Below are 24,054 nucleotides of genomic sequence, written 5' to 3'. Positions count from 1 at the left end.
CGAAAGTTATTTAATGTTATCCGGGTGACAAAAACAGTCAGTCGTGTGCTCGCTGATTAATCCGCAGGCCTGCATAAACGAGTAGCAGGTCGTGGACCCGACAAACTTAAAACCGCGTTTTTTTAATGCTTTAGAAAGAGCGTCGGAAGCGGCATTAGTGGTCGGAGCCTCTCGGTAGTGGCCGAAGCGGGTAATTTGCGGTTCGTTATCAACGAAACCCCAGACGAAGTCGCGGAACGATTCACCGGCGGCTTCCATCGTCAGCAGGGCGCGGGCGTTGGCGATAATTGCGTTAATCTTTCCCCGGTGGCGGATAATGCCGCTCTCCTGCATCAGCCGTTCAATATCGTCTTCATCCATCCGGGCGACGGCCTTAACGTCAAAGTGATGAAAATGCTGGCGATAGTTTTCCCTTTTCTTCAGCACGGTCAGCCAGGACAGCCCGGCAACCTGGCCTTCCAGACAAATCATTTCAAACAGCGAACGGGCGTCATGATGGGGAACGCCCCACTCGCGGTCGTGATAGGCAATATATAGCGGATCTTCAGATACCCAGCCACAGCGTTGCATAAATAACATTCCTTATTAACGGGTTGAGTACTGAATTTAACCGTTTAAGCGCCAAAAGGCACCGAATGAGCGGTGTTTTTCTGCTCCTCGCCGCAATATTTTTCCACCTCCAGCTGGGCCATATGGCCGCAGTTAGCCTGCGCTAACCGAGAGGAGCCAATATCAAAGGTCAGGCAGTTAACGCTGCCGTTTTTACACAGGGTTTTAGGCTCTGACAAATCTGCCGGGTCGTACCAGGCCCCTTCACACACCCGAACTACGCCGGGGCGGATATCATCACTCACCTGCGCTCCCACCAGGATCTGCCCACGATCGTTATACGCCCGCACCAGATCTCCCGACTGGATTTGCCGGGCCGCAGCATCCTGGGTATTGATCAGAATCGCCTCCCGGTTGCTGACTGCGTATTTGTCTCTCAGGGGTGTATTATCCAGCTGCGAATGCAGGCGGTGCGACGGGTGTGAGGTATTCAACGACAGCGGATAGCGCTGCGCGACCGCGCTTCCGCGCCACTCGTGCGGTGGGAACCAGCCCGGCAGCCCCGGGCAGTCGTCGTAATCCATTTTTGCCACGCTGCGGGAGAAAATTTCGATACGTCCGCTCGGTGTACCCAGCGGGTTGAGCAAAGGATCGGTGCGGAAATCGGCAAAGCGTACCCAGTTTTTATTCTCTTCCGGGACAGGGAAGCGGATGTAATTGTTCGACTGCCAGAATTGATCGAACGGCGGCAGCGGCACGCCCGCATTGCGGGCCTGGGTCTTCATATTGTCATACATCGATTTCAGCCACAGCATCTCATCGCGCCCTTCGGTAAAGGCCTGTTCAACGCCAAGCCGCGCGGCTATATCGCGGAAAATATCGAAGTCGTTACGCGACTCATGCTGCGGCGGCACGCACTGGTGCATCGGGAAAACATAGCGCTGGGAGTAGTCGCCGCCCATATCCATATCGTTGCGCTCATAGCTGGTGGTGCACGGCAGGACGATATCGGCGAATTTTGCCGTGGACGTCCACCAGGGCTCATGCACGACGATGGTTTCAGGATGCTGCATGGCCTGCCGCAGATTATTGGTATCCTGCTGGTGTACCAGCGGGTTACCGCCGGCGATGTAAACCATTTTAACGTCGGGATAGGTGACCTGGCGGCCGTTGTAATCAATGGTTTTTCCCGGATTGGCCAGGCAGTCTGCCATTCTGGCCACCGGAACCGGAACAGGTGAGTTTTGTGGCGCTTCTCCGGCGCTGATGCCGGACAGGATACCGCCTTTCGCCGACGGGCTGCCGCCGGAAGAGTAGTGGTAGCTAAAGCCAAAACCGCCGCCCGGCAGGCCAATCTGGCCGAGCATGGCAGCAACGGTGACCAGCAACCAGTGCGGCTGTTCACCGTGATGCTGCCGCTGGATGCCCCAGCCCGCCATAATCATCGTGCGCTTCTTCGCCATATCGCGCGCCAGCTGGCGCAGCGTTTCCGCCTCGACGCCGCAAATCGTGCTGGCCCATTCCGCCGTTTTAGCCACGCCGTCGTGCTCGCCAAGCAGGCTTTCGCGGAACCGGGCAAAGCCGGTGGTATAGCGCTGCAGGAAGGCTTCATCATGCAGTTTTTCACTCAGCAGAGTATGCGCAATACCCAGCAGCATCGCCGCATCGGTATAGGCGTGGGGCGCAATCCACTCCGCGTTCAGCTGTTTTGAACCGGGGTTATTGATCGGGTCAACGGTGATAATCCGCGTGCCTTTTTTCGCCAGTGCGGCAAAGCCTTCCAGCCCGACGTGATCCGGCACGTTCCAGCTGTTTTTCAGCGTGGTATAGGGGTTACATCCCCACAGCACCACCAGCTCGCTGTTATCAATGACGTTGGGCCAGGTCGTTTGCTGGTCGTATACCTCGGTCGAGCCGACAACGTGGGACATAATCACCTGCGCAGCACCGGTAGAGTAGTCGCCGCTGTAGCTCAGAAAACCGCCGCTCAGATTCATCAGCCGGTGCAGAAGCGCGCGGCAGTTATGCAGCATGCCGGTACTTTTCCAGCCGCAGGACCCGGCATAAATCGAGGAAGGGCCGTAGGCCGACTGCAATCGGCGGATTTCATCGCTGACCAGTTGGATCGCTTTTTCCCAGCTGACCTTCACCCACTCATCGCGCCCGCGCAGATCGTTGCGGCTGCCGGGACCGTTTTCCAGCCAGCTTTTACGTACGACCGGCGAGGTAATACGATTGGCGGCGTGCACCTGCCACGGCGCCATCTCAATCAGTTCATTGGGCGCCGGATCGTCCTGAACCGGCTGCACGCCCACCATTTTTCCCTGCTCAACAGTGGCTTCAAAGGCCCCCCAGTGGGCGGAGGTCAGAATGCCCTTTTTCGCCGGGCGCAGCGCGGCAAACAGCGGCATCGCCTGGCTTACCGCACGGGCTACCGCGGAAGGAGAGAACAGCAGATCTAATGAGCTGGCGGCCAGCAGCGTGCTGCCCATTTGCAAAAAACGACGGCGCGACAGGCCGGTGAGGACATTATTTTTCACGAGAGCTTCCTTGTTCAGAGGGCTGTCCGGCAGGTGGCATATCGCTGGCGTGGTTTTGCGCGTACAGCGTCAAAATGCGCAGCTGCTCCTCGTTCAGCGCGGTACGCGGGGCCATACCTTTCATGACGCCAATCCACTGATTTGCGGTGAAGTGGTCCAGTGCGGTCAGGCCGTGGCAGCCGGTACAGTTAGCGGACATCAAGTCGCTGGCGTACTGCCAGATTTTTTGCTGGTTGGCGATCAGCGCCTCGGAGGGGAACCAGGCGGTCAGAGCAACATGATGCCACTGCGTATCGGTCTGGCTGTCGGTTTGCGAACCCAGCATTTTCAACTGCTGCTGGCTGTTGTTATCCAGCACCGCACGAATAATTCGCCGGCCGGGTGCACCATAGATCACCCCGGTGACGCCATCCTGCTGCCAGCCTTCCAGACGCGCTTCTGTGAGCGAACCTTCACGGCGCAGCGGGATCAGTGGTGCAGACGGGAACAGCGTACCGGCAGAGTTGGTGATGCCAGGCTCCAGTACAAAAGACTGCGTTTTAATGCTGTAAAGCGGACTGTCCGCCGGTTTGACTTCGGTCGTCAGGGCCGCAAGCTGGCTGGCACCGGCCGCGTTACTTGAGGTCATGTCCGGCAGGATATGTGCCACGCCACGATGGCAGTCAATGCAGGTTTGATTCTCTTTCATCGCAACCGGGTGTGCCTTACGGGCTTCAGGCCGCTGAGCAAGAATATCCATCGCTTCAAAGCTATGACAGCTGCGGCAGGTGGCTGAGTCGTTGGCCTTCATGGTCTTCCATACCGATTCCGCCATCGCCAGTTTATGGGCGTTGTACTTCTCTTCGGTATCTATCTTGCCAGTAATTTCGCCGTAAACATCCTTAACTGCGGCAATCTTCGTCAGCATATAGGAGACAGGAGCCGTAGGAACATGGCAGTCGGCACACTCGGCGCGGATACCGGCGTGGTTTTCGAAATGAACGCTGCCCTGATACTCAGCCAGCGGTCTTTCCATGCTGTGGCAGGAAACACAAAAAGCCGTGTTGCTGGTTTTATGCATCACGGTAACACCACCGGCGACCAGCAGCAGGCCGATGACCAGACCCAGCAGCATCAGCAACAGCGCGCGCCAGCCGCACAGCCACTTCAGCCTCCCCTCTTTCCTGAAATAATTCATAACTTCCCCTGTTGATACTGCCTGGCTCTGTACAGAGCACTGAAAAGTAAGCGTACTTACTTTTATCCCACAATCTACGAATGGTTTTTTTGTGGTCAATCAACTCAGGGGGACGTTACGACAGCTGCATAAAAAATCGGTAAAGTACGATTTACAGAAATATTCCGCCGTCGCGCAGCAGATGTTCATTGCCTTTACGGCGGGTAAAACCACTGCGGTCGAAAAATTCCAGAATCTGTATCGCCAGCTTGCGGCCTACGCCGAGACGATCGCGAAAATCTGCGGCGCTGCTGCCCAGTCCCTCAGCATCACGCTGGCGAATAATATCGGCAAAACGGGTTATCTGGCTGTGGCTGTAGTAACGATCCTTCACTACGGCGACGATCAGCCCGCTTTGTGCCGCTTTACGCAGCACCTGCCGCATCAAATCCTCCGGGCAGTTCAGCGCCAGAGCCAGGTCCCGCACCCAGCGGGCGTTATCGGCAAACAGTGGTTCAGCTCGCTGCCAGAGCGCGGCTTCCTGCGGCTCGAAGCGAATAGCAAAATCGGGTAAATGCAGCCAGCCCCGGCTGTTAACCAGCCTGCCGCTGCCGATCAGTCCATCAATCAAACTGCCTGCCAGCGCAGAAGGCTGGTCGGGCAGCGCCATGCGCCGCAGACGATCGCGCCCCAGGCCTGGACGATCGCTATTGCTGCGGTGATATTGCGCCATCTCGTCCAGCAGCCGCTGCTGCCAGCCCTGAATCGTCTGCGGCAAAATCATATGTCCGGCAATAATCTCCGGGTGCAGGCGGTAGTCCAGATTAACCAACGCATCTTCATGCAGCTGACGCGCCCAGCCCAGTTCCGACAGCGGCCGCGGACGCTGCTGCAAATACAGATCGATAATCTCAGCATCATCCTCTGCCTGTTCCAGCTGGCGCAGCCACGCGATAAATTCGGGCTGGCGCTTTCCGCGTTTCGGCGAGGCCAGCAGCAGCACCCGTGCCGCTGCCAGCGTTTGCTTCGCGCCGATATCGCGCAGGATCATGCGGTCGTTATCGGCCAGCCACAGCGGCGCATCGAGCAGTATTTCGGCCAGATTACCCTCCAGCAGCGACAGCCGCCCGGTGATATGGCGGGCACCGTGATGAAGATGCAGCGGCTGGCCCTGCCGCAGCGGCTGGTGCTGTTCAAGTGCAACAATAATCCGCTGGCAGGGGGTTTCCGGCAGTGCAGACAGCAACCAGTCGCCGCGCGTAATCGCTGATTTTTCCACGCTGCCGGCAATATTCAGCGCCACCCGCTGCCCGCCGTGCGCCGTCTGGCTCAGCTGATTCTGCACGTGCAAACCGCGAACGCGGACTACCTGATTCACGCCGCTCAGCCACAGCGTATCGCCCACGCCGATCTCGCCAGACAGCGCGGTGCCGGTCACCACCAGCCCGGCCCCTTTGACGTTAAACACCCGATCGATAGCGAGGCGAAACGGCCCCTCGCGACGGGACTTCCCGGCCGGTAGCCGGCGCAGATGGTCCGCCAGTGCCGCTATCCCTGCACCGTTCAGAGTGCTGGTAGGAAACTGATCAACCTGCTGCCAGCCCATCTGCTGAGTGATAGCAGCGGTCTGCTGCGCCACATCAGCCAGACGCTCGGGTTCCACGCTGTCGCTTTTGGTGATGGCCACGGTCAGCGCGGGCCGACCGCTTAGCTGAAGGATCGCCAGATGTTCACGCGTTTGCGGCATCACACCATCATCGGCGGCAACCACCAGCAGAGCATGATCGATGCCGCCAATGCCACTGAGCATATTGCTGAGAAATTTTTCGTGGCCGGGAACGTCAATAAATCCGACGATCGCGCCATCCGGCTGCGGCCAGTAGACGTAGCCGAGGTCAATGGTCATGCCGCGCAATTTTTCTTCCGGCAGCCTGTCGCCATTCACACCGGTCAGTGCCTGTAGCAGCGAGGTTTTACCGTGGTCAACGTGACCGGCGGTGGCGATAATCATGCACTTATCATCCTGATAAACAGTTCTTCGTCTTCCAGCGTGCGCAGATCGAGCCACAGAGAGCCGTCGTGAATGCGCCCAATCACTGGCACATCGCCCTCACGCAGTTTGCTGGCGAGCGCCATCAGAGTGCTGCCGCTGCCGTCGCGAGGGGCCAGAGTAAGCGCCGTGCCCGGCAGGCGCTCAATCGGTAGTGAGCCGCTGCCGATCTGCGAAGAACAGGGTACCAGCGCCACGGAGAACTGTTGCCCGCAGGCGGCTTCCACAGCGGGCAGCAGCCGCAGTCCCTGGGCATGAATATCCTGCCGGGTGCGGGTCAGGAATCGGAGCGTAGGCAGCTGCTCCACCAGCTTATCCGGCTGGCGGTAAAGCTGGAGCGTGGCTTCCAGCGCCGCAAGCGTGATTTTATCCACCCGCAGCGCACGCTTCAGCGGATGCTGCTGCAGGCGTTCGATAAGTGCTTTTTTGCCGATGATAATCCCGGCCTGCGGCCCGCCCAGCAGTTTATCGCCGGAAAAGCTGACCAGGCTGACACCCGCCGCGATCAGCCGCTGCGGCATCGGTTCTTCGGGTAAGCCATACTGGCTGAGATCGATCAGCGAACCGCTGCCCAAATCAACCACCACCGGCAGGTCAGATTCCTCCCCGAGCGCGATCAATTCCGCTTCGCTGACGGCTTTGGTAAAGCCCTGAATCTGATAATTGCTGGTGTGTACCTTCATCAGCAGCGCGGTGTCCTCCTCAATCGCCTGGCGGTAATCTTTCAGATGGGTGCGGTTGGTGGTGCCCACTTCGCGCAAAGTACAGCCCGCCTGAGTCATTACATCCGGGATGCGGAAAGCGCCGCCGATTTCCACCAGCTCACCGCGTGAGACGATCACCTGTTTACCCGGTGCCAGCGCGGCCAGCATCAGCAGCACCGCCGCTGCATTGTTGTTGACGATGCAGGCGTCCTCCGCCCCGGTCAGCTGGCATAGCAAGTCGGCCAGCGCCCGGTCACGGTGGCCGCGCCCCGCATCATCCAGCGAATATTCGAGGGTCACGGGGGATCGCATCGCCTGAGCTGCCGCGGCAACGGCGGTTTCGGCCAGCTGCGCGCGGCCAAGATTGGTGTGCAAAACCGTACCGCTGAGGTTGAGCACCGGGCGCAGTCCGCTGCGTCCCTGCCGCTGAAGCTGAGCGCTGGCATAACTCGCCCAGTCCTGGCTCCAGGCAGGGAGCTGCTGATGCTGCCGGATATGTTCACGCGCGCTTTGCTGCATCTCACGCAGGATGGCAACCAGCCTGACATGGCCCCATTCACCGGAAAGCACCTGCATCGCGGGCTGGCGCAGCAGGCTGTCAATGGAAGGCAGCTGATGAAACAGGTTACTCACGGTCAATCGTCACCCTACGCAGACGAAACGGAAAAACATTACCGGTCGGCTTCATGGCTTATTCTCCGGGAAACAGGAACGGATTCAGGCTGCTGCGGGCAAAGCCCTCCTGCTCCATCCGCGCGTCAAGGATCAGCGAAGCGAGATCGTCGGCAACCGGTTCAACGGCCGGATCTTTTTCCTGGTAAAGCATTTTCAGGTAGGTCCCGCAGTCGCCGCAGCTTTCGGTTTTAATCGCGGCGGTTTCGCTATCCAGCGACCAGTAGTGCAGATCTCGCGTTTGCTCGCAGTTGCTGCACTTCGCCCGCACCACGTGCCATTCGCTTTCGCACAGGTTGCAATGAAGGTAGCGCAAGCCGTCTTTGTGGCTGCCCATATGGATTACGCTGGCAACCGGCACGCTGGCACACACCGGGCAAAACTGGCGCTGTTCGCCCGATTCAGCTCTGGCTTTACCGGGGATCAACGCCGCCATCTGCGCCCAGTAGATCGACAGCGCCGCCCAGATAAACGGCGCTTTATCACTGCTCACCTGGGCGAAATCGTGGGCCAGCAGCGCCCCGGCCATTTGCTCCAGCTCGCTGGCGGAGGCTTTTTCCAGATTTTCCAGTACCGACAATGCAGGCCCGCTCATCTCCGGCTTCAGTTCGGCGATCAGCGAATGCAGCATCTGCTGCCAGTGGGCATCGCGCGGCAGCGTGGCGATGTCCAGCGGTGGTTTGCCGAGGCGGGCACTCTCTTCCAGCCGCGCCTGCAAATCCAGCCGCAGCGGATGATCGTAGAGGACGATTTCCTGCGCGGTGGCGATAACCGCCGCAAAGCGCAGATAGTCGCCCAGTGGATTCTTCTCCGCCAGCTGCCGCAGACGGGCAGCCCGGCGGCTGTACAGGTGTTTCAGCTGAGGGAAAAGTAACGGCGGGATGCCCTCCGCCGCGTTGCTTTTTTCCTTCTCCAGCCGGTCCTGCGGAATAATTCTAATCGTCATCAGGGACCTTTTTCGTGTTGTCGCGGTGGGTTTTGCTGCTCGCGTAGTGATCGATACCAGCGCGGATGATGCCGTTTAGCCCAGCTTACGCTAACCCAGCCTTCGACCATGGCGGTTATCGTCCCTTTCACCCACAGTGCCGCATAAACGTGCACCATAATCACCACAATCAGCACAACGGCTGAGACAGAATGCACCACCAGCGCCAGCCGAATCAGCGGGATGCTGAAGTAGCCGGCGAACCAGGGACGCCAGATCGCCACGCCGCTTAACAGCAGCAGCACTAAACTGAGGATCGCTGCCCAGAATACGCACTTCTGACCAAAATTATAGCGCCCGGTATCTCCCACCTCTTTGTTTTGCGCAATTTTATGGATGTTTTTCGCCCACAGGATGTCGTTTCGCTCCAGCAAATTGTGCCGCCAGTAGCGGAAAAACATCAGCAGAAAAGCCGCAAACATCACTACACCGATAAAGGGATGCAGGATACGCGCCAGCTGCGGCGTGCCCATGATCTGCATCAACCAGTTAAACGACGGGAAGAAGAATCCCAGGCCGCTCACCGCGGCCAGGATAAAGCAGATGGCCACCAGCCAGTGATTAATACGCTCCGGGGCGCTGTAACGCTGAATTCGCTGCGGCTTTTTCATGGCTGTTCCTCATCATCATCGTCTTCTTCAACACGGTTAGGTCCGATACCGACATAGTGGAATACCGAAGCGGCAAAGGTGGCGGCAAAACCAATCGCCGCCAGCGGTTTCCAGACGCCTTTCCAGAAGGTGATCGCCGGGCTAATCGCCGGGTTCTGTGGCAAACCGTGATAAAGCTGCGGCCTGTCGGCGTGATGCAGCACGTACATCACGTGCGTACCGCCCACACCTTCGGGGTCGTACAGTCCGGCGTGCTGATAGCCGCGCCCCTGCAGCTCACCCACACGTTCGGCCGCCAGCGTTTTCATATCCTCTTTGCTGCCGAAGTGGATCGCGCCGGTTGGGCAGGTTTTCACGCAGGCGGGCTCCTGCCCGACGTTAACGCGATCAACACAGAGCGTGCATTTGTAGGCACGGTTGTCCTTTGGGTTGATGCGCGGCACGTTAAACGGACAGCCGGCAATGCAGTAGCCGCAGCCAATACACTGCTCCGACTGAAAATCGACGATGCCGTTGGCATACTGAATAATTGCCCCCTCGGACGGGCAGGCCTTCAGACAGCCGGGATCGGCGCAGTGCATGCAGCCGTCCTTACGAATCAGCCATTCCAGCCGGTTATTCTCTTCCACTTCCGAGAAGCGCATCACCGTCCATGACTGCGCGGACAGATCGGCAGGGTTGTCATACACCCCGACGTTGCTGCCCACCTCATCGCGCAGATCGTTCCACTCGGAGCAGGCCACCTGACAGGCTTTGCAGCCGATACAGGTGGTGACGTCGATCAGTTTTGCCACTTCCTGCTGGTGATCCCGCGCACGCGGCGCGGGGGTGAGGTCGTTGGTGGCAGAACGGCGGACAATGTCCTGAGATTGATAAGCCATCGTTTACACCTTCTCCACGTTGACCAGGAACGCCTTAAATTCCGGCGTTTGTGTATTGGCATCGCCGACGAACGGCGTCAGGGTATTCGCCAGGAATCCCTTCTTCGCCACACCGGTAAAGCCCCAGTGCAGCGGGATACCGATGGTATCGACCGTTTTCCCGTCAACTATCAGCGGCCGCAGGCGTTTGGTCACCACAGCCACGGCTTTGATGTAGCCACGGTTAGAGCTGACCTTCACCCAGTCCCCTTTGGCAATGCCCAGCTTCTCCGCCAGCACTTCACCGATTTCGATAAACTGCTCCGGCTGTGCAATAGCGTTGAGCCGCGCATGCTTGGTCCAGTAATGGAAATGCTCGGTGAGGCGGTACGTTGTACCGACATACGGGAACTCCGCCGCTGTGCCCATCGCCTTCAGATCGTCGGCAAAGACGCGTGCCGCCGGGTTAGAAATCACCGAAGGATGCAGCGGGTTAGTGCCGATCGGCGTTTCAAACGGCTCGTAGTGTTCCGGGAACGGCCCCTCGGCCATTTTATCGAGAGCAAACAGACGCCCCAGACCTTCCGCCTGCATGATAAACGGCCCGGCCTCGCTACCCGGCGGAGCGGTACCGTAGTCCGCAACGTCCTGCCCGCTCCATTTCGCGCCGTCCCAGTGCAGCAGCTGGCGTTCAGGGTCCCAGGCTTTCCCCTGTGGGTCGGCGGAGGCGCGGTTATAGAGGATGCGGCGGTTAAGCGGCCACGCCCAGCTCCAGTTCGGCGTATTGCCCAGACCGGACGGATCGCTGTTATCGCGTCGTGCCATCTGATTGCCTTCCGGCGTCCAGCTGCCGGCAAAGATCCAACAGCCGCTGGCCGTCGTACCGTCGGCACGCAGCTGCGCAAAGCTGCTGAGCTGCTGGCCTTTTTTCACCAGCACGGTGCCTTTGTCATCGACCAGATCCGCCAGCGCACGGCCGTTGCTCTCCTGCGCAACTTCTTCTGATGCCGGTGAATCAGGCGTCAGGTAATCCCAGGTCATGTTCATCACCGCCTCCGGCAGTGCGCCGCCTTCGCTGGCGTAGAGCTTGCGCAGACGCGAGTAGATACCGGCCAGGATTTCACCATCGTTGTGCGCTTCACCCGGACCGTCCGCCGCCTTCCAGTGCCACTGCAGCCAGCGCGCCGAGTTGACGATCGAACCGTCTTCTTCTGCAAAGCAGGTTGACGGCAGGCGGAATACTTCCGTCTGAATATCAGCCGGATGCACATCGTTAAACTCGCCGTGGGACTGCCAGAAGGTTGAGGTTTCGGTATTTAGCGGATCGATAACCACCAGGAATTTCAGCTTAGATAGCGACTCGCTGACTTTCTTCTTATGCGGGAAGGAGGCCAGCGGGTTAAAGCCCTGACACAGATAGCCGTTCACTTCACCACGGTGCATCATGTCGAAGTAGCGCAGCACGTCGTAGCCTTTATCCCACTTCGGCAGCCAGTCAAAGCCCCAGTTGTTCTCCGCCTGCGCTTTATCGCCCCACCAGGACTTCATCAGACTGATAAAGAACTTGGGATAGTTGCCCCAATAGTTCACCTGGCCCGGCAGCAGCGCTTTTGGCGTGTTGGCATCCAGATAAGCGGGCAGCGTGGCCTGTTTGTCGGAAGGCAGGTTCATATAGCCGGTCAGGCTCTGCGACAGCAGGCCAAGGTCGGTTAATCCCTGAATATTGGAGTGGCCGCGCAGGGCGTTAATGCCGCCGCCCGCCATACCCATGTTGCCGAGCAGCAGCTGGATCATCGCCATGGTGCGGATGTTCTGCGCACCCACCGAGTGCTGCGTCCAGCCAAGGGCATAGAGGAAGGTCGCGGTGCGGTCGCGGACGCTGGTTTCGGCCAGCATTTCGCAGACTTTCAGGAAATCCGCCTTCGGCGTGCCGCAGATGCGCTCCACGATTTCAGGCGTATAGCGGCTGACGTGCGTTTTTAGCAGATTCCACACGCAGCGGGGGTGCTGTAGCGTAGGATCGCGTAGCGCATAGCCCTGGTCATCCAGCTGATAGTTCCAGCTGCTCTTATCGTAGCTGCGTGTTTCCGGGTCATAGCCGCTGAACAGGCCGTCATCAAAACTGTAGTCTTCCCGCACCAGCAGGCTGGCATTGGTGTAGGACGCGACGTATTCATGCTGGACGGTATCGTGTTCGATCAGGTAACGCAGAACGCCGGACAGGAAGGTAATATCGCTGCCGGAACGGATAGGCGTATAGAAATCAGCGACCGACGCGGTTCGTGTGAAGCGCGGATCGATGACAATAAGTTTGGCGTTGTTATGGATTTTGGCTTCCATCGCCCAGCGGAATCCCACCGGATGCGCTTCAGCGGCGTTGCCACCCATAACAATTATCAGATTCGCATTGCGGATATCGACCCAGTGATTGGTCATCGCACCGCGACCGAACGTAGGAGCAAGACTTGCTACCGTAGGTCCGTGTCAGACGCGCGCCTGGTTATCGACGGCAAGCATGCCGAGCGAACGGGTGATTTTCTGCGTCAGATAGCCGGTTTCATTGCTGGAGGCGGAAGCGCACAGCATGCCGGTACTCAGCCAGCGGTTAACCGTGACGCCATCTTCATTGCGGGCAATAAAGTTGGCATCGCGATCGTCCTTCATCAGGCGGGCAATGCGATCGTAAGCTTCATCCCAGCTGATGCGCTGCCAGCTGTCGGAGCCGGGTGCGCGATATTCGGGATATTTCAGGCGGCTGTCGCTGTGAATGTAATCCAGCAGGCCAGCACCTTTCGGGCAAAGGGCACCGCGGTTGACCGGATGGTCCGCGTCGCCTTCAATGTGAAATATTGACTGTTTGGCGTTTTTTGCCCCATCGCCCATGCTGTAAATCAGCAGGCCACAGCCAACGGAACAGTAGGTGCAGGTGTTGCGGGTTTCACGAGCGCGTAACAGTTTATACTGGCGGCTCTCCGCCAGCGCGGCAGTCGGGACAAATCCCAAAGCGGCAGCCGTGGTGCCTGCCATCCCTCCCGCGCAGATTTTAAAAAAACGTCTTCTGCTGACATTCATCGCATTCTTCCTGTATCGATGTTGCTCAATTATTTTTGCGGCGCTTCCTTCAGAGGTTCACAATTGCCTCAGTTTAAACGCATACGGTCATAATGCTACCACATTAACCGTGTGGTTGTTGGTTAAGGATAAAACAGATTGAGCAAAAAACAGCACAATATCGACAAAAAACCGGCAGAGGTTATCGGCGCCGGTTTAGCTGAGGTGTGGCCGCGAGACAGCCTGCTGCATTCCCGGTCGGACTGGCTGGCGGAAGAGGTTCCGGTCGCGCTGGTGTATAACGGCATCTCTCACGTAGTGATGATGGCCTCGCCGAAAGATCTGGAAGCTTTCGCCATGGGTTTCTCGTTATCAGAAGGGATTATCAGCAGCCCAACAGAGATTTACGGCATCGATATTCAGCCCGCCTGCGAAGGAATTGAGGTACACGTTGAGCTGTCCAGCCGCCGCTTTATGGGGCTGAAAGAGCGCCGCCGGGCGATGGCCGGGCGGACCGGATGCGGCGTCTGCGGCGTGGAGCAGCTGAAAGAGATCGGCAAGCCTATCGATTCCCTGCCGTTCAGTCAGACCTTTGATCTTAGCCATCTCGACACAGCCCTGCACCAGTTGGGTGACTTCCAGCCGGTAGGCCAGCTGACCGGCTGCACCCATGCCGCCGCCTGGATACAGCCTGACGGTAATTTAACCGCCGGTTGTGAAGACGTTGGCCGCCACGTGGCGCTGGATAAACTGCTTGGCCTGCGCAGCCGGAACAACTGGGGAGCAGGGGCGGTACTGGTGTCCAGCCGCGCCAGCTATGAGATGGTGCAGAAGGCCGCGATGTGCGGCGTGGAGATCCTGTTTGCCGTCTCCGCCGCCACCCAACTGGCGGTTGAGGTGGCACAGCGCAGCAACCTGACGCTGGTCGGCTTCAGCAAGCCCGGCCGCGCGATGGTATATACCCATCCACAGCGGCTGATCGGCAGCTGATTTACACCAGTAAAACCCGCGGAAGTTTCTGTTGTAGGGCCGCCAGTGCTGGCAGCGTGGCGGCACCCTGATCGCTGATTAGCGTACCGATCTGCTGGACGCTGGCGTAGTTCATCCGGCTGCTGATGCCAATTTTTGTGTGGTCGGCCAGCAGGATCAGCCCGCCGGACTGTGCGGTCATCGCTCTGGCGATGGCCACCTCGTGTGGGTGGTAGCTGCTGGCCCCTTGCCGGGCTTCCACGCCCACCGGCGACAGCAGCGCCAGATCGGCACGATAGCGGTAAATTTCACTGACCGTCAGCTCGCCGCGCGTTTCCTGTGCCCCCGCCCGCATACAGCCGCCCAGCAGGATCACCTCGTTGTTCAGCGCCTCGTGCTCTTCCGCTGCACTGAGCTTTAGCGCGGCATTCAGGCTGTTGGTGATAATCGTCAGGCCGGACATCGAACGCAGCTCTTCTGCCAGCATGGTAGTGGTGCTGCCCGCATCAATAAACAGGGTCTGTCCGGGCTGTAAAAGCTGCACTGCCGCACGGGCAATCGCGCGTTTCTCTTTTGCCATGGAGGCACTGCGCACAGTTAGCGGCGGTTCCGGCACGGCGTCCAGCGCCACCAGGCCACCGTGTACCCGGCGCGCCATGCCCTGCGCTTCCAGCTCAATAATGTCGCGACGCGCGGTTTCCCGAGAGATCCCCAGCTCTTTGATAATTCGCTCGGTACTCACCTGATTCAACGTGCTGAGCAGCGCGCGGATGCGATGTAAGCGTGTTTCCTGCAGCATAATTCTGATTTCCTGACGATAACTCACTGTCATAGCCTAACTGACAATACGGTACTCTGCATGTGTATTTTATTGTATTTGTGTATTTTGTTGCATTTTCCGAAAAAGTTGCCATGATAATCCCCAGATATCACTGAATGCCTGCCGCCGGGCAAACCTCATTTATGTAACGGGAGCGATCAATGGCTACACGTTCAACCATCATGGATACCAACAGTTTTCGAGCCGAGCACGCTGACGGGCTGGATGCCGACGTGCGTAAACTGACCGATAAGCGCAGCAAAGTGCTGGGTGAATCCTACCGCCTGTTCTACCGCAAGCCGGTACATCTGGTTAAAGGTAAGGGGCAGTATCTGTGGGATGCGGCAGGAAACAAATACCTCGACGTTTATAACAATGTTGCCAGCATTGGCCACTGCCACCCGGCGGTGATTGATGCGGTCTATCAGCAGATGCAGCAGCTGAACACCCACACCCGTTATCTGCATGAATCTATCCTTGATTACTCCGAGCAACTGTTAGCTACGGCACCGTCCGCCATCGACCGCGCCATGTATATGTGCACCGGATCGGAAGCGAACGATTTGGCAATCCGCATTGCGCGTGCGTACAGTGGCGGTACCGGGATTATCGTCAGCCAGGAGGCTTATCATGGCACCAGCGATCTCACTTCCGGTGCCTCTCCCGCGCTGGGTACCGGGCAGCCGCTGGCAGCAACGACCCGGCTGGTGCCACCGCCGGACCATTACCGGGTGAATACACAGGACCTCGGTGCCTGGTTTGCCGGTGAAATTCAAAAGCAGATCGACGATATGGCGGCGCACGGCATCAAGTTTGCCGGCTTCCTTGCCGACTCCATCTTCTCCTCCGACGGCGTGCTGCCTGGTCCAGGAGGCTTCCTCAAACAGGCCGTTGACGTGGTGCATAAGAACGGCGGCATCTTTATTGCCGATGAAGTTCAGCCCGGCTTCGCCCGTACCGGGGATACCTTCTGGGGCTTTGCCCGTCACGACGTGGTACCGGATGTGATCACTACCGGTAAACCGATGGGTAACGGGATTCCAGTTTCCGGCCTGCTGGCGCAAAGCGACGTGCTGGCGGCCTTCAGCGATGATAGTCCTTACTTCAATACCTTTGGCGGTAACCCGGTGGCGATGGCCGCGGCACAGGCAGTACTGAAGGTAATTGAAGAAGAGCAGCTCCAGGAACACAGCCGCGTCGTGGGAGCGAAACTGCTGGCGGAACTGTTAACGCTGAAAGAGAAGTACGAGTGCGTTGGCGACGTTCGCGGTGCCGGACTGTTTATCGGTTTTGAACTGGTAACGGATAAAGCCAGTAAAACCCCGAACAAGCAGCTGGCGCTGGACGTCACCGAGATGCTGCGCGACAACCACGTACTGACCTCGGTAACAGGGCCTTACGGCAACGTGCTGAAGCTGCGCCCGCCGTTGGCATTCCAGGAAAGCGATATCGACTGGCTGGTCGGGGCGCTGGATAAATCCCTCGCGGCACTGGCCCGTTAACCTCCTCGTGGCCGGGGTTTATCCGGCCAACTCCTGCTCCAACTCGAAAATATTCTCTTAGATCATTTCATTGTAACGCGGTGGCTAAATGCTATATCCAGTGCGTTACGCCTGCTGTCTCAGATACCCTTACTGTAATCGGGGCATTGATAACCCTTTTCCCGATCATTTATTTAACTATAATGAGCCGACTGTTTACCCGGTGCCGTACTGGCCCCCCTAAGATTAATGGAGATGATGAACATGAGTTATTCACTACCATCCCTGCCTTACGCATACGATGCGCTGGAACCCCATTTCGACAAGCAGACGATGGAAATCCATCACACCAAACACCACCAGGCCTACGTTAACAACGCTAACGCCGCGCTGGAAGGGACTGAATTCGCCAATCTGCCTGTTGATGAACTGATCGCTAAACTGGACCAGCTGCCAGCGGATAAGAAAGGCCCACTGCGTAACAACGCCGGTGGCCACTCTAACCACAGCTTCTTCTGGAAAGGTCTGAAAACCGGCACCACGCTGGGCGGCGATCTGAAAGCCGCTATCGAAAAAGATTTCGGTAGCGTTGACGCGTTCAAAGCTGAATTCGAAAAAGCAGCAACCACTCGTTTCGGTTCAGGCTGGGCGTGGCTGGTTAAAAAGGGCGACAAGCTGGCGGTCGTTTCAACGGCTAACCAGGACAGCCCGCTGATGGGTGAAGCGATCTCCGGTGCATCCGGTACGCCAATCATCGGTCTGGACGTGTGGGAACACGCTTACTACCTGAAATATCAGAACAAACGCCCTGACTACATCAAAGCCTTCTGGGATGTGGTTAACTGGGATCAGGCTGCTGCCCTGTTCGCTGCTGCGAAGTAATTTGCCGCAGGCGTGATAAAAGCCGGTGACGCGCAGCGTTACCGGCTTTTTTATGCCAATACTGAGCCTGACCGCTGCTTCCTGCTTCCTGCTTCCTGCTTCCTGCTTCCTGCTTCCTGCTTCCTGCTTCCTGCTTCCTGCTTCCTGCTTCCCACACGTATCCTTTCATTCAAACGAATGCAAACATTTATAAATGCTGACTAATTGTATTTATTTGATTTTGCATGCTGATAATCATCTATCGACCAGCGCTTAATTCCGTTATGTATGGACATCTGGATGGCTAATAAGATTTTGTGTTAGCTTATGCTCTTTCGTTTGTTGCCTGCCGTGATAATTCATTAAAAAATGCAGCGCACCCTCATTGATTAACCAGAGAATATACGCCTGTGACCGCGCAAAATCGCCTTGAAATGCGCCATATCTCCATCGCTTTTGGCGGTTTTATGGCTCTCAAATCGGTGGACCTCACCCTCGAGGGACACTCCGTTCACGCACTGACCGGCGCTAACGGGGCCGGTAAATCAACGCTGATGGCCGTTCTCTCAGGTGCATACGATCATTTTACCGGTGAAATTCTACTCGACGGCCAACCGGTAACCATTCGATCCCCGCGTGATGCCAAACAGCTGGGCATTCATCTTGTCCAGCAGGAAGTGGATGTGGCCCTGGTGCCGGGGCTGAGCGTAGCGGAGAACATCATGCTGGACCGGCTGGCCGAAGGTGGCCAGCTCTATCGCTGGGGCGCAATGCGCCGCCAGGCCAGCGCGCTGCTGGAACAGCTGGATGTACATATTGATGTGCGCCGTAGGGTTGAGCACTGCACGCTGGCAGAAAAACAACAGATTTTGCTGGCCCGCGCACTCTCCCATCACTGCCGGTTCCTGATTCTGGATGAGCCAACGGCACCGCTCGACCAGCATGAAAGCGAGCGCCTGTTTACGGTGGTTCGCCGCCTGCAGGACACCGGTATTGGCGTGGTGTTTATCTCGCACCGCATTCACGAACTGAAGGCTATCTGCGATCGCCTGACGGTGCTGCGCGATGGTGAGCTGATTGAAAGCGGACCGATGCAGGATCTGAGCGGTGAGCAGATCGTGGAAAGGATGCTGGGCCACCAGTTAGACGATATTTATCCACCCCGCCGTCCGCCGTTCAGCGAGGAGATCCTGCTGCATATCGACGGCCTGCACGATGAACAGCTGCTGAAAGACATTACGCTGACGCTGCGGAAAGGCGAGATCCTGGGGATTGCCGGGCTGGCGGGCGCTGGGAAAACAGAGCTGTGCAAGGCACTGTTTGGTGCCAGCGCAAGCCGGGTTGCGCGGGGAGAGTTGCACGGCAAACCGTGGAAGCCTTCTTCTCCCCATGCTGCCGTTGAAAATGGCATGGCACTCATCCCCGAAGAGCGGCGCAAAGAGGGTATTTTTATCGATGAATCGGTGGTGATGAATCTTAGCGTCAGCGCCGACAATAGTTTTTCTCGCTGGAGCCTATTTGGCCACCGCCAGGCGTGGCGCTGGGCGGAAGAGGTCATTAGCAAACTGGGGATTCGAACCACCGGTCCACGACAAACGCTGCGCCGCCTGTCCGGCGGGAATCAGCAGAAAGTGGCGATTGGCAAGTGGCTGCGTAACGATGCCGACGTGTTAATTTTGGATGAGCCAACAAAAGGCGTTGATATAAAAGCAAAAACCGATCTGTTTGAACTTATCGACGGACTGGCTCGCCAGGGCAAGGGGGTGATTTATGCCTCCGGCGAATTTGCCGAGCTGGTCGGGCTTTGCGACCGCATCTGCGTGCTGTGGGACGGGCGTATTGTCGCTGAAATGGCCGCCAGCGAGACTGACGAAGAAACACTTTTACTTTATTCGACCGGAGGAACACCTGCGTGAGCAGCAAAGAAATTTCCCTCAAGCCGACAGTCTCTGTCCGGCACCAGCTGTTTGATTTTCTCTATAAGTGGGGAATGTTGCTGACGGTGACGGCGCTGATTATTGGTTTTGGCCTGGCATCAGACAGCTTCCTGGAGCCGAGTAACATCATCAATATTCTGCGCTCAATCGCTATCGTGACGGTGATTGCGATTGGCGTATCCATATCCCTGACTATCGGCGGCTTTGACCTATCTGTCGGATCAACCGCGTCGCTGGCAAACTCGCTGGTGATCTCCTTTTTCGTTTGGTACGGATTCGGCCCCACGGCAGCAATTGCACTGACGCTGCTACTCTGTACGCTGGTTGGCCTGTTTAATGCCTTTATGATCGTCGTACTGAAAATCCCTGACATGCTGGCCACGCTCGCCAGCCTGTTTGTGGTGCAGGGTGTGGCGATGACCTACAGCTTTGGTGGCTCCATTACCGAGAATATGGTGCTGCCGAGCGGAGATATGGCTGAAGGAACCATTCCGGCTGTGTTCTCGCTGCTGGGGCAGGTACCGATTATTGTTATCGTCATGCTGGTGGTGACGGTGTTAGCCCAGTTGCTGCTCTCACTGACCAAGCACGGACGCCGCATGTACGCCATCGGCGGCAATCCGGAGGCAGCGCGCCTGTCCGGTATCCGCACCAATCGTTATCGCGTGGTGGCTTATGTTATCGCCTCACTGCTGGCTGGTTTGGGCGGTATTCTGCTGGCTTCCCGTATCGGTTCGTCGCAGGTTAACGCTGGCGGCGGGTACTTAATGGATGCGGTGGCAGCTGCGTGGATTGGGCTTTCTCTTGCCGGTGCCGGCAAGCCAAACGCACTGGGAACCCTACTTGGCGCGGTGATCCTCGGCGTGCTGCAAAACGGTCTGGTGATGCTTTCCGTTCCCTACTACGCCATGGATATTATTAAAGGCCTGGTGCTGGCGGTAGCGCTGGCGATAACCTACGTTCAGCGTCGGCAGTAGTTGCCGAAAGCCCATCTTAGCTCAGATAAAACGGTTTATGTGCCCTGTGCAATAAGCCGTTTTTTCATTCATCATTGCAAACATACAGCGGAGTCGTCAGCCCTGAAACCATCCATGCATCGTCATTAAATCGCGTCAAATACAGGACGAAGGATTTGCTCTTCATCAGATTACGGTAAAACACCTCATCCGGAGCCGTATCTGTTTGACCGACGTTACTCTGCTCCCAGGTCATTTCAAGTGCGTGGTTTTCAGGATGATAGCGATAATCCATTAACAGCGTTCTGCTCAGTATGAAACGCCCCTCAGGCGCTACCAGACGGCCGGTATAAAGTAATGCCAGACGTTTGCTGCCCAATGTTGCCAGGCTCAGACACCCCTCCATATGTGCCAATGCATCAGGCTGTCTTATCTCAATATCCACCTTTGCACTGCAGGAGAGCACCAGTTTATCCTCAGCAAAGTAGGCATTTTTTTTGCCCTGGATGAGAATGACAACCAGAATAACAAAGCAGAAAAGAAGTATTTTCTTCATGGTTTTTGTATGGTTAGTGAAAGATAGTTCTCACATTTCGATTTATTGTCTCTCTGCTCGGAGAAACATTGCACAAGAAAAGTGGCCTGCTGATTATGTTCGGCGTCGTTTGTAAATTGAGTCGCCTTCAGATAAATGCGACTTTTTTTATTAACACAGTTAATGTTTTTTTCATTAATAATTTTCTTAACGATATTCATTTTATCCTTATCAATAATTCTTCCACCTGATTCTAAATCAAAAACATGGCACAGCCCGACTGAAGAAAATGCGCTTTTATCACTGGATAAAAAACCATCCTGAAATTGAAATTTTATAATAACCAACGAGAACAAAATAACTGCCAGAGTAATGAAATTGATATTAAAAATTTCCCTTCTGATGAAAGTACTTATAAAGCGTTGAAATCTTTTTAAATTACCTTCTCTGGTATCAGGTTGTAATTCGTCAACACTCTCCTCCTCTTCAATTTTTTCGTGTTGTTCATACTGGCTTTCACCGACTATCAGTACCTCAGCATCAAGCCTAAACCCCTCTCTTGGGGAGGTAATAATGATATCCTCTAATCCCAGCTGCGAAAAAATCTTTCTCAGGAAACTGATATGATTACTAAGGTTGTTGCTGGAGGGAGTTAACCCGTGATTCCCCCAAACATTTTGTAGCAATTCATCACGCGTCAACGTTATACCTGAATGAGTAACTAGTTCATTTAAAAGCCTGCAACCAGGTTTTGAAAGCTGTATCGGAATATTTTCACCATCTAGCAGAATCAGTATTCCAACGCAAGCATCAAATTCCACTAAATCATTTATCAAATATTTCATTAGGTATCTTTATGTGAATGTTCATTGATATATGTATAAATATCATTTTATTTAAGATAAAAACGATCTCACCCGACATCTTTAACTCCTTATTTATAATAACCATTCACTTAATCATTAGGATTTTAAGTCATGCCATATCTTAATTTTGCGAGTTAATACTCTTAACAACTAAGCTTTACAACAAAAAAACCGGATATTCTGCTAGCATTATTTATTAAAATGGATTTTTATTATGTAATTTTTAACCAATTAATATTAAGTTTTGATTTCTGACAACAAAAGTTATCATTGTGCCTTGATTATCAGGGGGTTTGTTTTTTATTAATCGGCAGGAGCCGGGTTTACTAAGAAGGAGTTATAAAATGATTGAATCCACCAAGGGTTTTCAAAGAGCAACATCCGTTGAGCGCGTTATCAATGCACTTCATGATTTTTTTAAAGAAAGTGATTCAAATGATGATGCCACGACATATGCCAGTACCAGAGATATCGCCGACAGATCTGAACTCAGCATCTATAATGCACGGCATATTTTAATCAAGCTGGAAAAAGAAGGATTTATTACTTCCGTTAAGCAGCGGAAGGGTCTTTACTGGAATAAAACCGACTCATTCACGGATTAACTAAAAAATAAAATGACGCATTCAGTATCAGTGCTACTGAATGCGTATGTTTATTTTCTCTAACCATCCCGCATCATCATTACTTTTTCTCACGTTCTGGATAAACATCTGAAACGCGCAGATCGTAAACCATAGTCGCATTAGGTGGTACCTTTGGCGGATATCCTTTATCACCATAAGCTAGCGCAGGTGGAACCACTATGGTAATCGATCCATGGTTTTTAAGCTTAGATAACGCCTCACGGAATACCGGCGGGAATGCTGATATCGGCTGAGACAGAACAATGCCTTTAGCATCCATATCCTCAACAACCATACCATTTGCCAGACTCTCTTTGACAACAACGTCAATTGTTGCACCAGCGGGAATAGGCGTATCACCCGTATACCCTATACGATACCAAAAACCAGATTCACTTTTTTTGGCATTTTTCTGTTTAGTAAAATTATCTATGAACTTTTTAGTCGATTTATCTAAATCGCCCATGTATTTCTCACGACCCGATTTCACCCGTTCGCTAATGTTCATTAATGCCTTATGCAACTCAGCCGGAGGAAGTTTTTCCTTACCCTGGAATGAATCGATGATCCCAGCAAGAACGCTCGGCTTGTCGCTATCCGTTGATGCCCAGTTACGGTTTTCGGCCTGGAGCTGAAGAATCTCTGTTCCAAGAGAAACACCTATTGCATATGCTTCACGGGTTGATTTTTTCTTCAGCGTTTCAGTCGTCACCTCCACTAAGCCTTTAGCTTTGGATGAGGCACTTTGCTTTGTCACTTCGGTAAGCTCAGCCTGAGTTGCATCCAGTTTTAACTGTAGCTCTTTAATCTTATTCTCGGCTACCTTGTAATCTGTGGCGTGCATTGAATCATCAGTTTTGGCAACGCCTCCGGTTGAAACGGCTTTTTTCTGCAACATCAACGCAGTATCTAATTGCACCTGAAGTGCTTTTATTTTCAGCTGACTATCAGCCAACTGAGCCGTGCCAGGCACGTTATCAAGCTGATGTTGTAATTTATCTTTCTCTGACTGAACAGCGTTTTGCTGTTCCTGAGCTGAAACCAGTTTGTCCTGCAGCTCTTTTAACTGCATAACGAGGGCAGCATGATTTTCGTCATTATCCTTGAGATCGCTTTGTAGCTTCTGCTGGCTCTGCAACTTCTCTGCCCGAATCGCTGCATACTGTGCCTGAACTGCCGACAGCTCCTTCTGTAAAGATTTGACCTTATCCTCAGCGGCTGCCTTTTCCTTCATTAATGTCGCATTGCTGGCCTGAATCTGCTCACTGGTGATACTGCCTTTTTTCTGTAACAGCATGGCGGTATCAAGCTGCGCCTGTAGAGCTTTTATTTTTTGCTGGCTATCAGCCATCTGGGCTTCAGTTGGCGCTTTCTCCAGCTGGTGTTGTAATTGCTCTTTTTCATCTACTACAGCTTTTCGCTGCTGCTCGGCAGCGGCGAGTTTATCCTGCAACTCTTTCATTTGTGCGGATAAAGCCGAGCTGTGTTGTTCATTACTTTTGAGCTCGCCCTGCAGTTTCTGCTGGAATTCCTGCTTTTCAGCGAGCAGAGCAGTCTGCTGAATCTGTAATGCATTCAGCTTTTCCTGTAGCGCCTTAATTGTATTATCAGCCAATTGTTTCTCTGCCAGTAGAACGACATTGCTCGCTTTCACCTGTTGACTGGCGCCGATTTCCTTTTGCAGCAGTATAGCGTTGGCATCCAACTCACTTTGCAGAGCCTTAACTCTCTGCTGGCTGTCGGCCAACTGCGCAGAAGTGGGTGCATGCTCAAGCTGACGCTGAAGTTTTTCTTTATCTGCCAACAGAGCCGTTTGCTGATGCTG

The 24,054-nt window shown here is 55.1% G+C and carries 19 protein-coding genes; 6 read left to right on the top strand and 13 right to left on the bottom strand.

Features of this window, described 5'->3' with window-relative positions; genetic code table 11:
- Window positions 1-6: 6 nt before the first annotated feature.
- From AC07U6_RS01950 to fdnG, 9 genes are all read right to left on the bottom strand, one after another.
- Window positions 7-570, bottom strand: coding sequence for a DNA-3-methyladenine glycosylase I (locus AC07U6_RS01950; RefSeq protein WP_494761148.1), 564 nt, complete (start codon window positions 568-570; stop codon window positions 7-9).
- Between the two features lie 44 nt (window positions 571-614).
- Window positions 615-3,089 carry a trimethylamine-N-oxide reductase TorA gene (gene torA / locus AC07U6_RS01945; RefSeq protein ID WP_494761147.1) on the bottom strand — a complete coding sequence of 825 codons (2,475 nt, stop codon included), beginning with the start codon at window positions 3,087-3,089 and terminating at the stop codon, window positions 615-617.
- Complete coding sequence (locus AC07U6_RS01940) at window positions 3,079-4,266, bottom strand: NapC/NirT family cytochrome c (protein ID WP_494761146.1); 1,188 nt, start codon at window positions 4,264-4,266, stop codon at window positions 3,079-3,081. Before AC07U6_RS01940 ends, torA begins: the two co-directional genes overlap by 11 nt.
- 151 nt (window positions 4,267-4,417) lie before the next feature.
- On the bottom strand, window positions 4,418-6,256 hold the full coding sequence (gene selB, locus AC07U6_RS01935; protein ID WP_494761145.1) for a selenocysteine-specific translation elongation factor: 1,839 nt from the start codon (window positions 6,254-6,256) through the stop codon (window positions 4,418-4,420).
- Window positions 6,253-7,632: an L-seryl-tRNA(Sec) selenium transferase gene (gene selA, locus AC07U6_RS01930; protein WP_494761144.1), complete on the bottom strand. Its 1,380-nt coding sequence runs from the start codon at window positions 7,630-7,632 to the stop codon at window positions 6,253-6,255. Before selA ends, selB begins: the two co-directional genes overlap by 4 nt.
- Before the next feature lie 58 nt (window positions 7,633-7,690).
- On the bottom strand, window positions 7,691-8,617 hold the full coding sequence (fdhE, locus tag AC07U6_RS01925; protein ID WP_494761143.1) for a formate dehydrogenase accessory protein FdhE: 927 nt from the start codon (window positions 8,615-8,617) through the stop codon (window positions 7,691-7,693).
- Window positions 8,617-9,267 carry a formate dehydrogenase cytochrome b556 subunit gene (gene fdoI, locus AC07U6_RS01920; protein ID WP_494761142.1) on the bottom strand — a complete coding sequence of 217 codons (651 nt, stop codon included), beginning with the start codon at window positions 9,265-9,267 and terminating at the stop codon, window positions 8,617-8,619. Before fdoI ends, fdhE begins: the two co-directional genes overlap by 1 nt.
- The gene (gene fdxH / locus AC07U6_RS01915) at window positions 9,264-10,148 is read right to left on the bottom strand and encodes a formate dehydrogenase subunit beta (RefSeq protein WP_494761141.1); all 885 of its coding nucleotides are present in this window, start codon (window positions 10,146-10,148) and stop codon (window positions 9,264-9,266) included. Before fdxH ends, fdoI begins: the two co-directional genes overlap by 4 nt.
- 3 nt (window positions 10,149-10,151) lie before the next feature.
- Complete coding sequence (fdnG, locus tag AC07U6_RS01910; RefSeq protein WP_494761140.1) at window positions 10,152-13,199, bottom strand: formate dehydrogenase-N subunit alpha; 3,048 nt, start codon at window positions 13,197-13,199, stop codon at window positions 10,152-10,154.
- Between the two features lie 183 nt (window positions 13,200-13,382).
- Between fdnG and fdhD the strand changes: the two genes are divergently transcribed.
- Window positions 13,383-14,168 carry a formate dehydrogenase accessory sulfurtransferase FdhD gene (gene fdhD / locus AC07U6_RS01905; RefSeq protein WP_494764406.1) on the top strand — a complete coding sequence of 262 codons (786 nt, stop codon included), beginning with the start codon at window positions 13,383-13,385 and terminating at the stop codon, window positions 14,166-14,168.
- 1 nt (window position 14,169) lies between these two features.
- Here fdhD and AC07U6_RS01900 read toward each other — a convergent pair whose 3' ends face one another.
- Window positions 14,170-14,946, bottom strand: coding sequence for a DeoR/GlpR family DNA-binding transcription regulator (locus tag AC07U6_RS01900; protein ID WP_494761139.1), 777 nt, complete (start codon window positions 14,944-14,946; stop codon window positions 14,170-14,172).
- 182 nt (window positions 14,947-15,128) lie between these two features.
- On the opposite strand from AC07U6_RS01900, the gene AC07U6_RS01895 reads away from it, so the two are divergent.
- The 4 genes from AC07U6_RS01895 to AC07U6_RS01880 all read left to right on the top strand — a co-directional run bounded on the left by AC07U6_RS01895 (window position 15,129) and on the right by AC07U6_RS01880 (window position 20,223).
- On the top strand, window positions 15,129-16,469 hold the full coding sequence (locus AC07U6_RS01895) for an aspartate aminotransferase family protein (RefSeq protein WP_494761138.1): 1,341 nt from the start codon (window positions 15,129-15,131) through the stop codon (window positions 16,467-16,469).
- A gap of 243 nt (window positions 16,470-16,712) precedes the next feature.
- Window positions 16,713-17,330, top strand: a complete 618-nt coding sequence (gene sodA / locus AC07U6_RS01890; RefSeq protein WP_105593634.1) for a superoxide dismutase [Mn] — start codon at window positions 16,713-16,715, stop codon at window positions 17,328-17,330.
- Between the two features lie 389 nt (window positions 17,331-17,719).
- Window positions 17,720-19,225 carry a sugar ABC transporter ATP-binding protein gene (locus AC07U6_RS01885; RefSeq protein ID WP_494761137.1) on the top strand — a complete coding sequence of 502 codons (1,506 nt, stop codon included), beginning with the start codon at window positions 17,720-17,722 and terminating at the stop codon, window positions 19,223-19,225.
- Window positions 19,222-20,223, top strand: coding sequence for an ABC transporter permease (locus AC07U6_RS01880; protein WP_494761136.1), 1,002 nt, complete (start codon window positions 19,222-19,224; stop codon window positions 20,221-20,223). Before AC07U6_RS01885 ends, AC07U6_RS01880 begins: the two co-directional genes overlap by 4 nt.
- Window positions 20,224-20,287: 64 nt before the next feature.
- Here AC07U6_RS01880 and AC07U6_RS01875 read toward each other — a convergent pair whose 3' ends face one another.
- Together AC07U6_RS01875 and AC07U6_RS01870 are read right to left on the bottom strand one after the other, a co-directional pair.
- The gene (locus AC07U6_RS01875) at window positions 20,288-20,758 is read right to left on the bottom strand and encodes a FidL-like protein (RefSeq protein WP_494761135.1); all 471 of its coding nucleotides are present in this window, start codon (window positions 20,756-20,758) and stop codon (window positions 20,288-20,290) included.
- Complete coding sequence (locus AC07U6_RS01870; protein ID WP_494761134.1) at window positions 20,755-21,582, bottom strand: winged helix-turn-helix domain-containing protein; 828 nt, start codon at window positions 21,580-21,582, stop codon at window positions 20,755-20,757. Before AC07U6_RS01870 ends, AC07U6_RS01875 begins: the two co-directional genes overlap by 4 nt.
- A 365-nt stretch (window positions 21,583-21,947) precedes the next feature.
- On the opposite strand from AC07U6_RS01870, the gene AC07U6_RS01865 reads away from it, so the two are divergent.
- The gene (locus tag AC07U6_RS01865) at window positions 21,948-22,208 is read left to right on the top strand and encodes a FaeA/PapI family transcriptional regulator (protein WP_494761133.1); all 261 of its coding nucleotides are present in this window, start codon (window positions 21,948-21,950) and stop codon (window positions 22,206-22,208) included.
- A 79-nt stretch (window positions 22,209-22,287) separates the two neighbouring features.
- Here the strand turns inward: AC07U6_RS01865 and AC07U6_RS01860 are convergent.
- Window positions 22,288-24,054: FKBP-type peptidyl-prolyl cis-trans isomerase N-terminal domain-containing protein (locus AC07U6_RS01860; protein ID WP_494764783.1), on the bottom strand; the 1,767-nt coding region annotated here is incomplete at its 5' end.

The organism is Erwinia sp. GW821-FHT03D09 (assembly GCF_059420805.1).
This window is presented reverse-complemented; position numbering and strand designations above follow the sequence as displayed.